Raw genomic sequence first — 14,804 nt, 5'->3', positions numbered from 1 at the left:
CTAAGTCATACTTTACATCCCTTAATTTTCGCCAATTCTTCACGTATAGCCTTTAAGAGCCACAAGGAAAGTGTGTACTAAAAGTAACAGTATTTATGACAAACTTCTATATTTTCTATAGTAGAAGTAACTATCACTCTCCATGTTAGGCTGCTTATGTCCCATAGGTGTTCGTTTTTCAAATAATTCAAAACCACATTTCTCTGCAAGATGACAGGAAGGTATATTTGCACAATCAATAGTTATTATAAGATACTTTATATTTGATACACTAAAGCACCAATTTACTAAAGCATTTACTGCTTCTTCTGTGTATCTCTTTCTCTGATATTTTTCAGACATAAAATAAGCTACTTCAACTTCATTCAATGTATCTTCCAATCCCATACCTACCATACCTATCATCTCATCTGTGTTAGGTAATGCAATTACATATCTTTTGTTTTCATAAATATCTGTTGAATCTCTTTGAGTTTGATGCCAATCAATATATCCATAATAGGATTGTGGTGAATCACTGTTTTCCGCCCAATCAGACATAAAACGAAGGATATTTTTTTCTCTAACAATTCTATAAAGATTTTCTGCGTCTTTCCTCTGAAAATCTCGAATTACTAAATGATTTGTTTCTATTCTCATGTTATTTCTGTCCCCCATCATATATAAATAATCGTTGTCTTAAACTTTCATTTTCACAGCTTCCTTGTCATCCCCAAACAATTGCAGCCATTTAAACTAGTACATAATAGTTGCTGATATATTTTTCCCACTAATTCATTTTCTTCGTATTAAAATACCCTTCATAGATTTTGAATCATTATGAAAATGATAAATCTTTTCTTTTTCAACTTCCGTACATCCTATAAGTATTTTTATCTCCGAATCTCTTTTTGTTAAATCCACAGTACACATAATGGCATCTATTTTTTGCATGGCATCAGTCCCCCTCCAAACGTCAACGCCGCCACCATCCATAGAGGTTGTCCCTTCTAAATATCCGTAATCAACTTTATATAGTATATCTGGATATTTGGGATGCCTTGTGCCCTTTGGTCTATCAATTACAATCTTTGATTTATTAACAAGCTCATCTAAAGCATTCCAAAATTCTGAATTATACTCCATAGTCCTACCTCCTCGTATAATAAAGTAATCATATATTATTTCTATATTTAATACTCATGAAGAATGGCTAACAAGAATATTATTAATTTAATATAGCTTGAATCATATCCCTTTTATGCTTATAGTATTCCTTGCTTTGTTGAGACATTTTATTGTAGCTTCTTTCAAGTTTATTTTTAACAAACTCAACACCATCATTAATATTAAGCTTTCTTTGAACAAAGGCCAAATAAAATAGTGATGGTAAAGTATCATAATGAGATATAGCATCAGCATCAGCCACACATATTTCTTCCTTAGTTGTTTTTCCTTTTAGCACACTTCCTCGATGATTCAGTATACACAGCTTTACCAACTCAATTTTATCTGTTGGATAATTATATGATTTGAGGATTTCCTCTGCCATATTTGCTCCATGTATATGATGGTCTTCATATAGCTTGTAATCTGTAATTGAAGCTATATCATGCAGCCACCCTGCTAATTCACATACCTCAGCATCCGCTTGATATAGTTTAGCCAGTTCAACAGCATTATTAGCTACGCTTTCAACATGCTCATATATTCCCTCGCCAAAAAAGTTATCTGGGCTTACACATCTTTTTTTAATATCCTGTTTTATATTCTCAATCATATCCATTGTCATTTCCCCCGTATTTAATTTTGCCAGATATTATTCTGGCTTTTTAAGGATAAGAAAGAGACTTGACTTGTCTACTTCCTCAATGCGATAATAGCACCCTAACTCCTCTCCTAGTTTTTTAAGTGTATCCTCTGAAAAGGTGAGGGAAACAAACCCGTCCTTGCATACAATTGTGCCATCCTTGGTTTTTTCCAAATCAATTTCTCCAATTAACCCATTATTCTCCTGCTCATGGAACCAGGTCAGCCGATGTTCCCAAAACTTTGGACTATATGTACTGAAATAGGCTTTTCCCCCAGGAGTCAGTACATTCATACATTGTTCAATGAGATGCATAGGCTGTCCTTTCATGGCTGACAAACCGTTTTGCAAGCACAATACCACATCAAATTCTTCATCAAACACAAGGTTGTAGGCATCCATCACTTGAATGCTACAGTTCGGGCATTCTTTTATATACTCCTTGCCAAGATCCACTGTTGACTCTGAGATATCAATTCCTACAACGCTGGCTGAAAAAGGGGCCAATTTCTTGACGATACGTCCGTATCCGGCTCCAACCTCCAGCACCTTCTCGTTGCCATGCAAATTCCGACACACAAAATCGATTTCTTCATCCAAATAACGCTTAATCCTTGGATACTTTGTCTGGTAAACTTGAAAAAGTTTCGTAGAGTTTAAGTTCTGTCTGTAATAGTTACACATAATCCCACCTCCTAGCTAAAATTAATTTATATGTTTCTATATTATACAATTTCCACTTAATTTAAGTAGAATGAATAGATTAAATATTAATTTGATAAATTATAAGATAAAAACAAAAAGAGTATTTCTGCTCTTGATATTAAACATAGTCTTCGTTAACTATACTTGCTAATTTAACATCCTCTCAGCTACCATTAACCCAATTTAGTTCTAATGTAATTAATATATTTTTGTACACAAATAAGACAAATTCATTGTAATATAAGAAATTTTACAATAAATTATCTAAAAATTATGTTCAATATCTGTAATTGTAAATAATTTCATCTTTCACTCCTGGTTCCTCTGCTCCAATACTTCTATATAATGCACAGGCTGCTGCATTACTTGTATTTGTGGGAATCCATATTTTCATTGCATCATTTAGTTTTCCATGCTCAACAATTGTATTAATTATTTTTTTAGCAATTCCCTTTTTCCTGCAGCATTTTAATGTACCTATCTCATATAAACAAATCATATTCTTTGTGGTATCAAGGCGTCTTTGAACATAAGCAATTGCATAAGCAACCACCTTCTCATCCATGGTTGCAACATAAAACCAATTATCATCATTGAGCAAAAAATTTTTTATAGCTTCTTCATTAAATGAACATGCATCTTCTTCACTCTTAACATTACTAATGGCATCTTTAATATATTTAATTTCATTTATCCCACATCTAAAAATGTCTAAATACATACCTATACCTCCAGATGGTTATAACTAACCTTTTCGACACAAGTTTAGAAAAGATCATAATTACTAATTACACATATACTTTCCTTCATTAGATATTCACTGAGTTATTAAGATTCATCTCCAATTGAGCGCTTTTTATCACCATAATAATTATTTATGGTATTACCATTGTTATTACCACAGCCTTGCTTCACTGGTGAAAGCAAAAATCCTAAAATTATGCCTGTGGAAAATGCTAATGCTGATAACATAAAAATTTCTCTTTTTTTCATTCTTGTCCTCCTTTTAATTGCAATTACACATCATTTTTATCCTACGCTTTAAGTATAATAATACACTTAAAGGTATTCTTAAAAAGGATATGAGCAATTGGATTGATTTTTAGTAAATACAACTCGATTTTCTATTTAATCATTTTATATCATTAGGATTTAAGATAATACCAATTCCAGTAGCTTCTTGGTTGTATTGGCGTTTCGAATGGTAATATTATTATATGCTTTTTTCCCAGATACTTTTGCCCATTGTGTACGTGAAAAGGTTTTAAGTGGAGCCGACCAAAATATAATGTCTTTATAAATATAAATCCGTTCATACTCTGGCTTTATTTCTCCTACTTCTTCACTAACTTCTTTGGATGTAGCTGGTTGGATTACAAATATGGAATTATGTTTTGAGTTTGGATCATCCCCCCACCATTCCGGTACATGGTCTAATGCTTCTTTTAAAGTATTACCATCGATAATTGTAACTCTAATAGGAAACCCAAATTCCTCTTCAATGATTTCCTCGCATCTTTTGGAAATCTTTGTTGTACTTTCTATTTCGCTATCAAAAATTACATTACCACTATTAATGTATGTCATAGTATTTAAAAACCCTGCATTCTCGAAACAAGCTTTTAAATCTCTCATGGAGATTTTATTTTTCCCACCAACATTAATTCCCCTGAGTAGTGCAATATATTTCATTTTAAAGCCTCCTTTTCTAAAGGTACATTAAATAATGCAGCTAATTTAATTATTGTTGCCGTGCCAATCTTTTAATAATTGTCTTTATAAAGTCAAAAATCATTCCATAAATTATGAAGGTTATAAAATGAGCAATATACCAATAAATAGAAATGCTTCCACTTATGGTTCTACAGTTAACTAATTTTCCTGAATTTAAAACACTTTCTGCAAAATCAGTGTACTGCAACTTACTTAAAATAGGGTTAAGGTGTATAAGCATAATATTCTTAGAATCATATCCAACATATTGCATGTAAATCATAAATAAGCTCATTAACATAAAATAGAATGTAAATGACTTTAATATCTTTTTCATTTTTACACCTCTCAAAATATATATATTGAACTCATAACCAGAAGGTTATGTATAAAGCATCACTTGATTATGCTGATAATCTCTATCACTAATATGAATAAAAAATTTCAGGAACAGCTTATTTTAATGGAATAGTGATCTCTATAATTGAATTTTCATTTTCATCAATGATTTCTACACTAATCTCATTAACAGTAGTTTTAAAGGTATCATCAATATTTCTGGTTTCACTAATTGCAGCCTCAAATTGTTCTTGGCTATCAAAACTTCCAACAGTCATATGCGGAAAGAAATCCTTTCCTTTTAACCATTTGGGGTAATAATTTTGTAAAATTCCCGTATATAATCTTTTATGCAATTCAATAATTTCATCCCTGCCCTTTTGTATATTTAGAAAGAGATATTTACCAAAGTTATTGGTTGGTGTTATCCCCTTAAGGATGATTTCAAAAGGAGCAATATCAGTTAACACAGATGAAAGATGCTCCCTTAATTCAATAGTTTCTATATGACTATCAAAAGGAAAAACAAGGGTTATATGAGGCCTTACACAACTTTCAAGAGGGTCATATAGTCCTCTTATTTTATCTATCACTTGTCCATTCTCAAAGGTTGGGAAAATCATGATACACCTTTTTAACATATTTATCACACCTTTTATTTATAAAAAATTACTATTATGATTCTATTTAAATGCTAATTACCATCAGTATCCAAAGCTTTATTGTCCCGAGCTTTAGCCATAAACTTAAGATTAAATTTTCTATTTGTATCTATCTCTATGTTATTAAAAAATTTATAGGATATTAATAATAATATTGCTCCAATTAACAGCTGAACTAAATTAAATTTTTCGCTACTTAAATCTATAAATGGAATAAACGCCGATATTATTACTAGCGAATTATTTGCTAAATGTAGAAATATGCTAAGTAATAATGAATTAGTTTTTATATAAATAAAACCTAATACCATGCCTATAAAAAACCCATTTATTCGTTGTTCAATGTTCAGATGCATTATTCCAAATAATAATGAAGAAACAATTATAGATTTCATCATTCCATATCTTCTGTTTAGTTGTTCTAATATGATTCCTCTGTAAATTACTTCTTCAAAGATTGGAGCAACTATGCTGGTGGAAATAATAATTAATAACAAAGGGCGCTTACCAAATTCATTAAAAATAATAAGGTCCATCCAAAATAATTATTTAATTACATTAACAGTCAATCCAAATGTAATGTCTATCTTCCTTTATCTTTTCTATTTTCCCACCATTATTTAAAGCAATTTTAATTGAATTTGTGTTACTGTTTCTTACTGTAAGTAATAGCTTTTCTATGTTCATTTTTTTAGCTTCTTCAATTATTATTTTTAGCAAAACTGTACCATAACCCTTGTTTCGTTCACTTTGACGTATTGCATATCCTGCATGACCGCCTTCTACTCTCAACTTATCTGTTAAGAAGTGTCTAAGCTTACCCATACCAACAGGATATCCATCAACAAATAGCCAGTAAGTATTTGAAGGAACCTGCCAATCTTCCAGACCTACCCCCTTAGACATAGCATCGCAAATAATAAGCCATTCCTTATATTCTTCAAATGACTTTCCATTTACTGAATTAATAAAACCATTTTCATCTTTAGGTATTTCCTGCAACATACCATAGATGTCCATACTATCATTTATTGTCAATTTCCTTAATTCAAAATTCATATACATTTCTCTCCTTGAAAATATTACTCAAAGGCGCTTACATTTATTATATACTTATTTTGGTCATATTACATATATTTTCAATTATTATACTATAAATAAGGACCATACTAAACACTCATTTAGCACAGCCCTTAATACTTTTTTTATTTTTCCATTTCCACATACATACTCCATAAACCTATTTCTTTAAATCCTAACCTTCTATATATTGAGCCTGCTTCAGGATTTCTATAAAATAAACATAGTGTTTTCCCCTGCTTAATTAAATCATCACACAACACTTTTATACATGCAGATGCAAGTCCCTTTTTTCTATATTTCTTATCAGTCATAACACTGACCACCATTGCTGACTTGCTGTTTTCAGCTGATGTTTGAGCATATGATACTATATCACCCTCAACTTCAACATAATATCCGTGAGCAGTTCCAGCTTTAAAGTCATTTAGAAGGATTTCTTTAAAATTATTACTTCCACTTGAAAATTCACTAATAACATTTCTTAAATCTGCTATACGTTCAACATCATCTATATTTGCTTTTTTTACAATGATTTTTTTATCTACTTGAAATGCTGATTTTATTTCTCTTAACACAGCAAAATGGTGGAGTTCCGATTTATTAAAGCCTAATGATGAGCCCTCAAATCTTGAAATTATCTGCGTTTTACCAACTAGCATTCTTGGTTTGTCATAACTTTTTATTATATTTATAAATCCATTCATATCAAATCTGTCTTTTGCATATAAATTAAAAATATTAAAATATCGGACTAAAACAGCAGATATCACATCATATTCATCAAACTCACCATATAACTCAAGAAAGTCCTGACTATATCCAAAGTTCTCCACATCCCCAATTATATAAAGATTATACTCAGGTTCCTCCATTATTAAGTTCATAAGATTATTATTATCTTTTTCGGTTAATTTTCTTATCATGCTGCCCCCCTTTTTATAACTTTATTCACAACTTTACATCTATTATGATGTTTCATAAGAAAATTATGAAATACTATGAGCATTTACTTATTAGCTTTATCATCAACAGATCCCAATAGAACAAATGCTGCCCCGATTGCCCAAAAAGGTATTGCAATTGCAAATGAATTATCAAACATAGTTCCCATTATTAATAAGGTACATCCAAATATAGTTTTCTTCATAAAATCAGCCCCCCAAATTACTATTTATCTTCTACCTAAGTTTCTTATTTTCCCAAAACAGCTAAGTTTCCTAAGACTTTGAATCCATTTCTTTCGTAGAACTTAAAAGAGGGATAATCCCTTTCTGTATTGAGTATCATTCCTTCTACATTTTCATCCTTCAATAATTCTTCTATCTCTTTCAAAAACATGCTACCAATACCTTTTCCTTGAAAATCATACCCTATGCAAAATTCATCTATGTAATACTCCATTCCACGAATCCAAGGTTTTTTTACTCCTACACTTAACGCTACAACTTTTTTATCTATTAATCCTATATAACCTAAGAAATAATTATTTTTCATATGATTTATAAAAAAATTCTTTACCTGTTGCCTGGAATCATACTCATCATTCCAAGGTTCTCTTGAAAATGTATCTATAAATAGGTCTACACATTCTTCTAAATATTCCTCTGATAACTTAATTACTTTTAGTTCCATTTTTCCTCCCACTTTTCTTTCCATTTACCATTTATATTATGTTAAAGTTCTTACTTATTAGCTTCACGATAAGCCTTGGTTCTAAAATTTGTATAATGTTGTCTTAGCTTATCACTAAACATTAAATTTTTCCTCTCTGTCTCCTCATAAGGACTTCTAAATGGATTACTATAATGTATATAGTTAAGTAGATTGGATCCAAGCCACACATTTTTCCTAATATTCAATTTGTAGAAAACATATCCTCTCTGCCTATCAGAACCAAAAGGATAATTTACAGCACCAGAAACTTTTGAGGACTGGTATTCATCCCCAGACCAATCACTTTGTGAAACCATCTCATTCTTTAACCTTGGTATAGCTGCGGAATAGCTCGTACCATTCTTCTCATACAATAACCTTCCATTTATAAGTTCTAAATTCTCTAAAGAGCTGATTGTAAATCCATCATGCCAATATGCGCTTCCACTTAGCCACTGAAAATATTCAATTGCATACATTCGACTATCCTTTAGTTCAACATAAATAATTGTTGTTTTCAAATTACTTTTTCCTGGTTTTTCAATAGTATTATAGGCACCATACTCTTTAAACTTCAAAAGTTCACTAGAAACGTCGACATATATAGCATCCTTTAACATATCAACTTCATCATCTGATATATCTTTAAGAATAGCTTCTGGAAACCCCATATTCATGAGCGTATCTCGAGTTCCTGAAGCCTTTGGAGAAATAAATTCTGTGGAGTCCAATCTAATATGATTAGATCCTAAAATGCAAAGGATAACTATAAAGGCACACCCTATCATATATTCCAAAACATGCTTCTTACTCTTAAGCCTTACAGTCTCATCTGAATTTTTAAATTTAATATCACTTAAATCATCACCTAATTTATAAAGTGAACGGAAATTATAAAAATAAAATAAAATTACTGGAACATATATAAACCAAATACTTCCCAACTCTTCTATAACCAAAATTAGAATAACAATCCTCCAAATAATCACCCCTAAAATAGGATCTTTACTGGGTATTGCATCAGCCTTTTCAAAAACCTTCTTTAATCCTTTTCGAAATATAAGAAGAAAGCTTACTTGAAAAGCAGTTAAAATAAGTATCATAATAACATTATTCTTAAAATTAACGTTTAATGGCGTATTTACATATATTAAACCCAATACGTGAACTACCATATTTATTATAGAAAAAATCCATGCAATATTAAGTTCTTTATTTTCCTCATGCAAATCACGAAAACCAATATATAAGAGCCCTACTCCAATTGTTGGTAAAACATACTGTAAACTTAAAAAGTTAAAAGTCATTACAGTAAATACAAATCCCCATGTAATATTGCTCATGGGTTTACGCCAAGGATTGCTAGGCTTATATGATTGAAAATCAGTATTACTCATTATATCCCCCTCACCTTTTTAAGTTTATCTAAACCCTCATTTATCCATTTTTTTCAGAGGCTACATAAGAGCTCTAACCCACAAATTGCTATTTATAATAACTAACATTAAATTGAAATCTGGAATTTATCTCATTAATGTTTCTATGAAAACCTCTTTTAAAACAGTATGTGGTATATCCTGATTTAGATAAATCTGTAGCATTCCTTTGGGTGTAATCTTATATTGCTCTAATTGTGATTTGTACTTACTAATTGTGTAAGCCTCAATATTAATATGATCCTTAAATGGAATGATTCTTACAAATTTTTCTCCTACATAATAACTCGGTAATTTTGCCCATAATTTTTCTTCTATCTCACACGGAACACTTTTGATGATAAGCTCCCTTATCTCAATAAAAAGTGATTGTATGTCTTTACAATATCCTTTAACATAATCCATAATAGCTTCATTCATTCACTAATCACCTCTAAAACTTCCCATTTACCTGCATATTATTATAATGTGAACTATTTATATCTATAAAAACGGTTATCTTGATTATATGTAAAGCCAAATTTTTTATAGAACTTATCAAGTTCACTTATTGCAATCAGACCAATGATAGCATCATCTATACAATTATTATCAATATACTCCATTAATTTTTTCATAATTAATGTGCCAATTTTTTGCTTTTGATATGGTTGTTTAACTATTATATCTTGTATATAAAAAACAGTTCCATAATCTCCAACAATTCTTCCAAATCCTATTATATTATCTTGATCTTCTACACAAACACAGTAAATAGAATTATCCAACCCTTTTTTTATATTATCATTTTGTAATATTTTCCACCCCACAGAATTTCTTAATTGTATATATTCTTCAACGGTAGGTTTTCTTTCGGTTACTGTAATATTACTCATATTTATGCTCCTCTCCATGTCAAGTTTTAACTATACCAATTTCACAATATAAGAATATTATGTCTTATTTTATATTTGCTTCATAATGTCCTTCATTAAGTCTCACTACTTCAAGTTCTTTTTTATTCTCATTCAATTTCAATGCTAAACTTTGAATTCCAAAGATTTCTGTGAAAGTATGACTCCCAATGATAAGATTTATCCCTTTAAACTGAGCATATTGAATCGTATACAAATTACATCCACCTGTGATGTATACATCACACTTATTTTCAACTGCTTCCTTAAGGCAAGCTGTTGGCCCTCCATTACCACAGACTAAGCCTACTCGCTTCACCTTTTTATCATTAAACCTCCAAGATTTAACTGGTTCTTCAAGTAGATTTTCAATATTTTTTACTAATTCATTAAATTCAATTTCTTCATCATATTCTGCAATTCTGCCAAAATATAACCCTTCCCATTCGTGGGTTCTTTTAACACTTTTTAAATTCAATTTTTTTAATAAACTATCATTTGTTCCAAAGTTACAGTCATCAAGTGGCAAGTGATTATAGTAGTGACTTATACCATACTCTGCTAGTTTTTCTATGCATGACTCCTTTAATCCATATATTTCATCCCATGCAGGGTGGTGTGTCACCATCATATCAACTCCATGAACTCTTGCTTCCTCTATAGTTTCAAGCGTTAGGTTAACACAGTATCCTAATTTTTTAACTTTTTTATCTGCATGGTATGTAATCCCAGATTCACTAGAATAAATTTTCTTACTTGTTACATTAAAAAGATCATTAATTCTTTCAACAATATGTGAAACATCCATATATTTACCTCCTTGTTTATCAAACAATTTACTTAATTGTAATCCTTAAGTATTGTGCATTAATTATCTAAGATAAATAAATTATTAAACTATCAAATCTAACTCTAATTCATAATATCTTTGTTATCTATACTTCGATGCATAAATATAGCCTAAATTGGTAACTCCAACGTTGTTGATATATAAACAATGAGAAGCTTTGATAGAAAATCTTTATACCAATATGTGGAATAAAATGATAATATTGTATAGTAAAGTTAATTCAAATTTGTAAGAAATTATGAGGTAGAAAACTTATATTAGGAGGAAATAAAATGAACACAGAAAATTTTACCGGCAAGGCGGAAGCCTATGCCAAAGGACGCCCGGGCTACCCCAAAGCGGCCATAGAAACAATCGTCGGGTTTGCTCCATCAGGCGCAGTATTCGCAGATATCGGTGCGGGGACTGGAAAGTTCACGGTGAAACTGGCGGAGCGCGGATGGTCTGTTACACTTCGATAGGGTGACGAAAGTATATAGCGAAAGGATAGAATAAAAATTTTAAATCATAATAATGAATCTAACAAGCATAATCTACCATTGGCTTAATACGCAATTTTTTAAAGCGAACTTTTTGAGTTCTATACTGGATACTCTTATCCATTTTTAGCTACATAGGTAAACTATATAGTATCATATAGTTTACCTCTTAAAACCATTAGTTGTTCCTTCAAAAACTTGTTCTCTTTCCCTAGTTGTTCTATTTTCTTATTTTTACTCAATATTGCTTCATTGGTAAACTATAATTTGTTATTTTCCTTTTTATCTAAAATTTCCTCCCAAACTAAGTATCCTACTCCTACAATCAAACTTAATATACTTAGATGCAATAATGGAGTTCCTACAGATTCAAGTCCTACCTTAAATAAATCTGAATTCCATGATGAGACACCTGACATAAAAATAGCTGCTGCAATATATCTTGCAGAAAATAAAATACTAGCAATAAAACAAAAAAGTGCTCCTACACCTCTTTTACTCATAAAGCTCCCCCTTTAAACCTTAATTCATCTATATAAATTTAAATAAATTATAACATATTTTCCCAAGCCCCCGTACTATTCAATTTTCAAAGAACATTTCTATTAATTAGTTCGCAATTTCCTACAGTTATGACACAATATTATTCAAAAGTGCTTTCCTTTATTATATACTTATTTTGGTCATATTACATATATTTTCAATTATTATACTATAAATACTATAAATAAGGACCATACTAAACATCCATTTAGCATAGCCCTTAATACTTTTTTCTATTATTCTATTTCTATATTCAACTCTTAACGATAATACTGTAGCTTTGGACATCCTCTTTTCAAAATACATATAAAATTTACTTCCTCACTGGTCTGATATACTTAAAAAACCGCTCCGGATCATGATAAAAGTAAATTATTCTACCAGGGGAAGTATCAAAGCAGTAACCGGTGCCTGCAAAATCAAAGGTTGCCATTACCTTTTCAATCTTTTCCTCCACACTACGATTTTCCTGCTCATAATCAAATGGCCCATGTTCAAAAACAATATACTCGGCTTCTGGAACATCAATCATAAGCATTTGTGGTGGTGCTTCGCCTTTATAATCAAAAGGAAGACGTACACCATAACACTCTGTACGTGGAACACCCCAATCGCAGAGTCTGCCGTCTGGGTCATTAATGTACGCCATAATCTGACCGCTGCCGCTGTTAGATTCGCTCCCGCCATCGTCATCCAATTTGCCCTTGATACTATCGAGTAAGCCGCAAATTGTTTCGCAGTCCTGTCCCGGAATAAGGCTTTGCTTTTGCCAAAAATCCCAATACCCATTACTCTCATAGTTTTTAATGTGCAAAAATTTGTGTGCTGGAATGGTTACAAAATAAATTTTAATATCATCTGTAGATTTTATCATACCAATCTCTCCAAATCCTAAAAAGTAGCGATCGAAAGGGTTTATTTTTGTACGAAGAATGACAGGCTTAGGCTTTTTACGGTATTCACTGGGAGTTACTCCGTATGTACCCTTGAAAGCTCTGGTAAAAGCTTCATGAGATGAAAAACCATAATCAAAGGCAATATCCAAAATACATTTTTCACTATCCCGAACCTCTTTTAGTGCAAAGGCTAATTTTCTATGCCGCAGATAATCCCTAAATTGCATACCCGATATTTCTTTGAATTTTCTCGTTGTATAAAATTCGGAATAACCCAGTCTGCGGGAAAGAAAGCGTAGTGTCAAGTCTTCATCATTATAATTTTTAATACATTTGTCAATTTCATCAACGATTATTTGAATTTGCTTCTGCCACTGATACATTCCCCTGTCCACCTCGTTTCAACCGTCCTACATTTATTATAAAGAAATAGAGAGATTACTGCTTGATTTTACTTGCTGTTATTTCATTTTTCTCTTTTAAGTTCTGCTTCTTTGCGTCTGACCCTACAATATGAGGTTTTTAACACCTCTATCAAAGAAATTTTTGTCTGCAGCGTTGGGGTCGATGAGCCCCATGATAAACCCCTCCTCAAAACGGATAGTGATGTTTTTAAGCATAAAATTATAAATTTGTAGATAAAAGAGCTAAGAGCTAAGATGTAATAGTTGTGGTGAAAATTCACCCCTGCTGAATTTCTTCATTAACTCTTACTTTTTACCTATTAGTTCTTACCTAAATAACAAATTCCTATTTTAAAGATATTCGATATTAATAACCTCTATTGATTAGTTAGGTTAGGATATAAATTCAAATGAATAATCATCCTGTTTGATAAATCCCAAGGATTCATAAGTTTTTCTTGCAATAATGTTTAATAATGAAGTTTGTATTACTGGTATCTTATTATCTGAAATAATTCTATCTATCATATATGACATTAATTTTTTTCCAAAGCCCTTTCCTCTATAATGTGGGTCAATGTAGACAGTTGTGATATCAATGTAATTTTTGGTTTTTCCACTATATCTAGCCATACCTATTACTTGCCCTTTGTATTCGATAAAATAGACTCCTACTTTTATATCTTCAACTAACTTCTTTTCATCTGTTATATCTGCAATCTCTTGCTCATTTGTAGGCTCAAAAAAATCAATCATATATTCACTAATTTTATTCATATCCTCTTGTCTATAAGTAGCTATTCTATATGTTATATCTGGATGTATAGTTTGTCTACAGTTTCTATTTACATCAAACTTATAATATATGTCAGGAATAGATGTCACCTCTTTACCAAGATAGGACAATATTTTCGATACTTCTTTTCTTTTACCTGCTAATAAAACTCTATTATAGCCTAATATTTGAAGTTGCTTTGCAATTTCAGCATAACCTTTTTCATTTTTAGTAAAAAAACTTGTGAAATAAGAATTACCATCAAATTTCATATGTAAGATGTTATTAATCCTGCCATTTGACTCTTCAATATATAGTTCACCAATATCTTCAATTTGATTTTCTATAAAATGAATTAGAAATACATTGAACAATTCATCCTCATATAGAAAATCCAATATTTTCGCCTTAAATTCATCACTTATCAGTGAAATATACTTCATCAATTTTCCCCCTTAGACTTTCTATACATAACAACTGTAACGCAAATAAGAAAAGTGCATCCTAATAAAAATCATGTAACAATTAACTTATTTTAATGAAATGTTGATCTCTATAATTGAATTTTCATCTTCATCAATGAT

The 14,804-nt window shown here is 30.9% G+C and carries 22 protein-coding genes; 1 reads left to right on the top strand and 21 read right to left on the bottom strand.

Annotated elements, in window-relative coordinates:
- Positions 1-93: 93 nt before the first annotated feature.
- The 18 genes from BUA82_RS17990 to BUA82_RS17915 all read right to left on the bottom strand — a co-directional run bounded on the left by BUA82_RS17990 (position 94) and on the right by BUA82_RS17915 (position 11,081).
- Complete coding sequence (locus tag BUA82_RS17990) at positions 94-639, bottom strand: GNAT family N-acetyltransferase (protein WP_073011686.1); 546 nt, start codon at positions 637-639, stop codon at positions 94-96.
- Between the two features lie 135 nt (positions 640-774).
- Positions 775-1,125 (bottom strand): inorganic pyrophosphatase, encoded by a 351-nt coding sequence (locus tag BUA82_RS17985; RefSeq protein ID WP_073011683.1) that lies wholly within the window; start codon positions 1,123-1,125, stop codon positions 775-777.
- A gap of 82 nt (positions 1,126-1,207) precedes the next feature.
- A complete protein-coding gene (locus BUA82_RS17980) occupies positions 1,208-1,765 on the bottom strand; it encodes an HD domain-containing protein (RefSeq protein WP_083600015.1) in 558 nt (185 codons plus the stop codon).
- 33 nt (positions 1,766-1,798) lie between these two features.
- The gene (locus tag BUA82_RS17975) at positions 1,799-2,473 is read right to left on the bottom strand and encodes a class I SAM-dependent methyltransferase (protein WP_073011677.1); all 675 of its coding nucleotides are present in this window, start codon (positions 2,471-2,473) and stop codon (positions 1,799-1,801) included.
- Between the two features lie 298 nt (positions 2,474-2,771).
- A complete protein-coding gene (locus BUA82_RS17970) occupies positions 2,772-3,215 on the bottom strand; it encodes a GNAT family N-acetyltransferase (RefSeq protein ID WP_073011673.1) in 444 nt (147 codons plus the stop codon).
- Positions 3,216-3,322: 107 nt separating this feature from the next.
- A complete protein-coding gene (locus BUA82_RS20850; RefSeq protein WP_178140780.1) occupies positions 3,323-3,487 on the bottom strand; it encodes a hypothetical protein in 165 nt (54 codons plus the stop codon).
- 159 nt (positions 3,488-3,646) lie between these two features.
- A complete protein-coding gene (locus BUA82_RS17965; protein ID WP_073011670.1) occupies positions 3,647-4,186 on the bottom strand; it encodes a DUF1697 domain-containing protein in 540 nt (179 codons plus the stop codon).
- A 49-nt stretch (positions 4,187-4,235) separates the two neighbouring features.
- Positions 4,236-4,544, bottom strand: coding sequence for a hypothetical protein (locus tag BUA82_RS17960; protein ID WP_073011667.1), 309 nt, complete (start codon positions 4,542-4,544; stop codon positions 4,236-4,238).
- Positions 4,545-4,662: 118 nt separating this feature from the next.
- Positions 4,663-5,139: a 2'-5' RNA ligase family protein gene (locus BUA82_RS17955; protein WP_242949002.1), complete on the bottom strand. Its 477-nt coding sequence runs from the start codon at positions 5,137-5,139 to the stop codon at positions 4,663-4,665.
- A 101-nt stretch (positions 5,140-5,240) separates the two neighbouring features.
- On the bottom strand, positions 5,241-5,705 hold the full coding sequence (locus BUA82_RS17950; protein WP_178140779.1) for a CPBP family intramembrane glutamic endopeptidase: 465 nt from the start codon (positions 5,703-5,705) through the stop codon (positions 5,241-5,243).
- Between the two features lie 61 nt (positions 5,706-5,766).
- Positions 5,767-6,267, bottom strand: coding sequence for a GNAT family N-acetyltransferase (locus tag BUA82_RS17945; protein ID WP_073011658.1), 501 nt, complete (start codon positions 6,265-6,267; stop codon positions 5,767-5,769).
- Between the two features lie 146 nt (positions 6,268-6,413).
- On the bottom strand, positions 6,414-7,214 hold the full coding sequence (locus tag BUA82_RS17940; RefSeq protein ID WP_073011655.1) for a GNAT family N-acetyltransferase: 801 nt from the start codon (positions 7,212-7,214) through the stop codon (positions 6,414-6,416).
- Positions 7,215-7,297: 83 nt separating this feature from the next.
- Positions 7,298-7,438: a DUF2244 domain-containing protein gene (locus BUA82_RS20540; protein ID WP_143148661.1), complete on the bottom strand. Its 141-nt coding sequence runs from the start codon at positions 7,436-7,438 to the stop codon at positions 7,298-7,300.
- A gap of 44 nt (positions 7,439-7,482) precedes the next feature.
- Positions 7,483-7,923 (bottom strand): GNAT family N-acetyltransferase, encoded by a 441-nt coding sequence (locus BUA82_RS17935; protein ID WP_073011652.1) that lies wholly within the window; start codon positions 7,921-7,923, stop codon positions 7,483-7,485.
- Between the two features lie 50 nt (positions 7,924-7,973).
- Positions 7,974-9,341, bottom strand: a complete 1,368-nt coding sequence (locus BUA82_RS17930; RefSeq protein ID WP_073011649.1) for a hypothetical protein — start codon at positions 9,339-9,341, stop codon at positions 7,974-7,976.
- A gap of 126 nt (positions 9,342-9,467) precedes the next feature.
- Positions 9,468-9,800: a DUF1801 domain-containing protein gene (locus BUA82_RS17925; RefSeq protein ID WP_073011646.1), complete on the bottom strand. Its 333-nt coding sequence runs from the start codon at positions 9,798-9,800 to the stop codon at positions 9,468-9,470.
- Positions 9,801-9,853: 53 nt separating this feature from the next.
- Positions 9,854-10,255 (bottom strand): GNAT family N-acetyltransferase, encoded by a 402-nt coding sequence (locus BUA82_RS17920; protein WP_073011644.1) that lies wholly within the window; start codon positions 10,253-10,255, stop codon positions 9,854-9,856.
- A 64-nt stretch (positions 10,256-10,319) separates the two neighbouring features.
- On the bottom strand, positions 10,320-11,081 hold the full coding sequence (locus BUA82_RS17915) for a Nif3-like dinuclear metal center hexameric protein (protein WP_073011641.1): 762 nt from the start codon (positions 11,079-11,081) through the stop codon (positions 10,320-10,322).
- Between the two features lie 314 nt (positions 11,082-11,395).
- Here BUA82_RS17915 and BUA82_RS17910 point away from each other — a divergent pair, with 314 nt between their 5' ends.
- The gene (locus tag BUA82_RS17910) at positions 11,396-11,584 is read left to right on the top strand and encodes a class I SAM-dependent methyltransferase (RefSeq protein ID WP_073011639.1); all 189 of its coding nucleotides are present in this window, start codon (positions 11,396-11,398) and stop codon (positions 11,582-11,584) included.
- Positions 11,585-11,862: 278 nt separating this feature from the next.
- Here the strand turns inward: BUA82_RS17910 and BUA82_RS17905 are convergent, their stop codons facing one another.
- The 3 genes from BUA82_RS17905 to BUA82_RS17890 form a co-directional block, all read right to left on the bottom strand.
- On the bottom strand, positions 11,863-12,105 hold the full coding sequence (locus BUA82_RS17905; protein ID WP_073011635.1) for a hypothetical protein: 243 nt from the start codon (positions 12,103-12,105) through the stop codon (positions 11,863-11,865).
- Between the two features lie 353 nt (positions 12,106-12,458).
- On the bottom strand, positions 12,459-13,424 hold the full coding sequence (locus BUA82_RS17895; RefSeq protein ID WP_073011629.1) for a helix-turn-helix transcriptional regulator: 966 nt from the start codon (positions 13,422-13,424) through the stop codon (positions 12,459-12,461).
- A gap of 414 nt (positions 13,425-13,838) precedes the next feature.
- The gene (locus BUA82_RS17890; RefSeq protein ID WP_073011626.1) at positions 13,839-14,663 is read right to left on the bottom strand and encodes a GNAT family N-acetyltransferase; all 825 of its coding nucleotides are present in this window, start codon (positions 14,661-14,663) and stop codon (positions 13,839-13,841) included.
- Between the last annotated feature and the right edge of the window lie 141 nt (positions 14,664-14,804).

The organism is Clostridium amylolyticum (assembly GCF_900142075.1).
Classification (GTDB): domain Bacteria; phylum Bacillota; class Clostridia; order Clostridiales; family Clostridiaceae; genus Clostridium_AA; species Clostridium_AA amylolyticum.
This window is presented reverse-complemented; position numbering and strand designations above follow the sequence as displayed.

What these genes read in the sequence shown, in the direction of transcription:
- BUA82_RS17965 (WP_073011670.1), bottom strand. Translation starts at nt 4,186, where the DNA reads ATGAAATATATTGCACTACTCAGGGGAATTAATGTTGGTGGGAAAAAT.
- BUA82_RS17945 (WP_073011658.1), bottom strand. Translation starts at nt 6,267, where the DNA reads ATGAATTTTGAATTAAGGAAATTGACAATAAATGATAGTATGGACATC.
- BUA82_RS20850 (WP_178140780.1), bottom strand. Translation starts at nt 3,487, where the DNA reads ATGAAAAAAAGAGAAATTTTTATGTTATCAGCATTAGCATTTTCCACA.
- BUA82_RS20540 (WP_143148661.1), bottom strand. Translation starts at nt 7,438, where the DNA reads ATGAAGAAAACTATATTTGGATGTACCTTATTAATAATGGGAACTATG.
- BUA82_RS17910 (WP_073011639.1), top strand. Translation starts at nt 11,396, where the DNA reads ATGAACACAGAAAATTTTACCGGCAAGGCGGAAGCCTATGCCAAAGGA.
- BUA82_RS17915 (WP_073011641.1), bottom strand. Translation starts at nt 11,081, where the DNA reads ATGGATGTTTCACATATTGTTGAAAGAATTAATGATCTTTTTAATGTA.
- BUA82_RS17970 (WP_073011673.1), bottom strand. Translation starts at nt 3,215, where the DNA reads ATGTATTTAGACATTTTTAGATGTGGGATAAATGAAATTAAATATATT.
- BUA82_RS17895 (WP_073011629.1), bottom strand. Translation starts at nt 13,424, where the DNA reads ATGTATCAGTGGCAGAAGCAAATTCAAATAATCGTTGATGAAATTGAC.
- BUA82_RS17925 (WP_073011646.1), bottom strand. Translation starts at nt 9,800, where the DNA reads ATGAATGAAGCTATTATGGATTATGTTAAAGGATATTGTAAAGACATA.
- BUA82_RS17940 (WP_073011655.1), bottom strand. Translation starts at nt 7,214, where the DNA reads ATGATAAGAAAATTAACCGAAAAAGATAATAATAATCTTATGAACTTA.
- BUA82_RS17905 (WP_073011635.1), bottom strand. Translation starts at nt 12,105, where the DNA reads ATGAGTAAAAGAGGTGTAGGAGCACTTTTTTGTTTTATTGCTAGTATT.
- BUA82_RS17960 (WP_073011667.1), bottom strand. Translation starts at nt 4,544, where the DNA reads ATGAAAAAGATATTAAAGTCATTTACATTCTATTTTATGTTAATGAGC.
- BUA82_RS17935 (WP_073011652.1), bottom strand. Translation starts at nt 7,923, where the DNA reads ATGGAACTAAAAGTAATTAAGTTATCAGAGGAATATTTAGAAGAATGT.
- BUA82_RS17980 (WP_083600015.1), bottom strand. Translation starts at nt 1,765, where the DNA reads ATGGATATGATTGAGAATATAAAACAGGATATTAAAAAAAGATGTGTA.
- BUA82_RS17890 (WP_073011626.1), bottom strand. Translation starts at nt 14,663, where the DNA reads ATGAAGTATATTTCACTGATAAGTGATGAATTTAAGGCGAAAATATTG.
- BUA82_RS17985 (WP_073011683.1), bottom strand. Translation starts at nt 1,125, where the DNA reads ATGGAGTATAATTCAGAATTTTGGAATGCTTTAGATGAGCTTGTTAAT.
- BUA82_RS17930 (WP_073011649.1), bottom strand. Translation starts at nt 9,341, where the DNA reads ATGAGTAATACTGATTTTCAATCATATAAGCCTAGCAATCCTTGGCGT.
- BUA82_RS17920 (WP_073011644.1), bottom strand. Translation starts at nt 10,255, where the DNA reads ATGAGTAATATTACAGTAACCGAAAGAAAACCTACCGTTGAAGAATAT.
- BUA82_RS17975 (WP_073011677.1), bottom strand. Translation starts at nt 2,473, where the DNA reads ATGTGTAACTATTACAGACAGAACTTAAACTCTACGAAACTTTTTCAA.
- BUA82_RS17990 (WP_073011686.1), bottom strand. Translation starts at nt 639, where the DNA reads ATGAGAATAGAAACAAATCATTTAGTAATTCGAGATTTTCAGAGGAAA.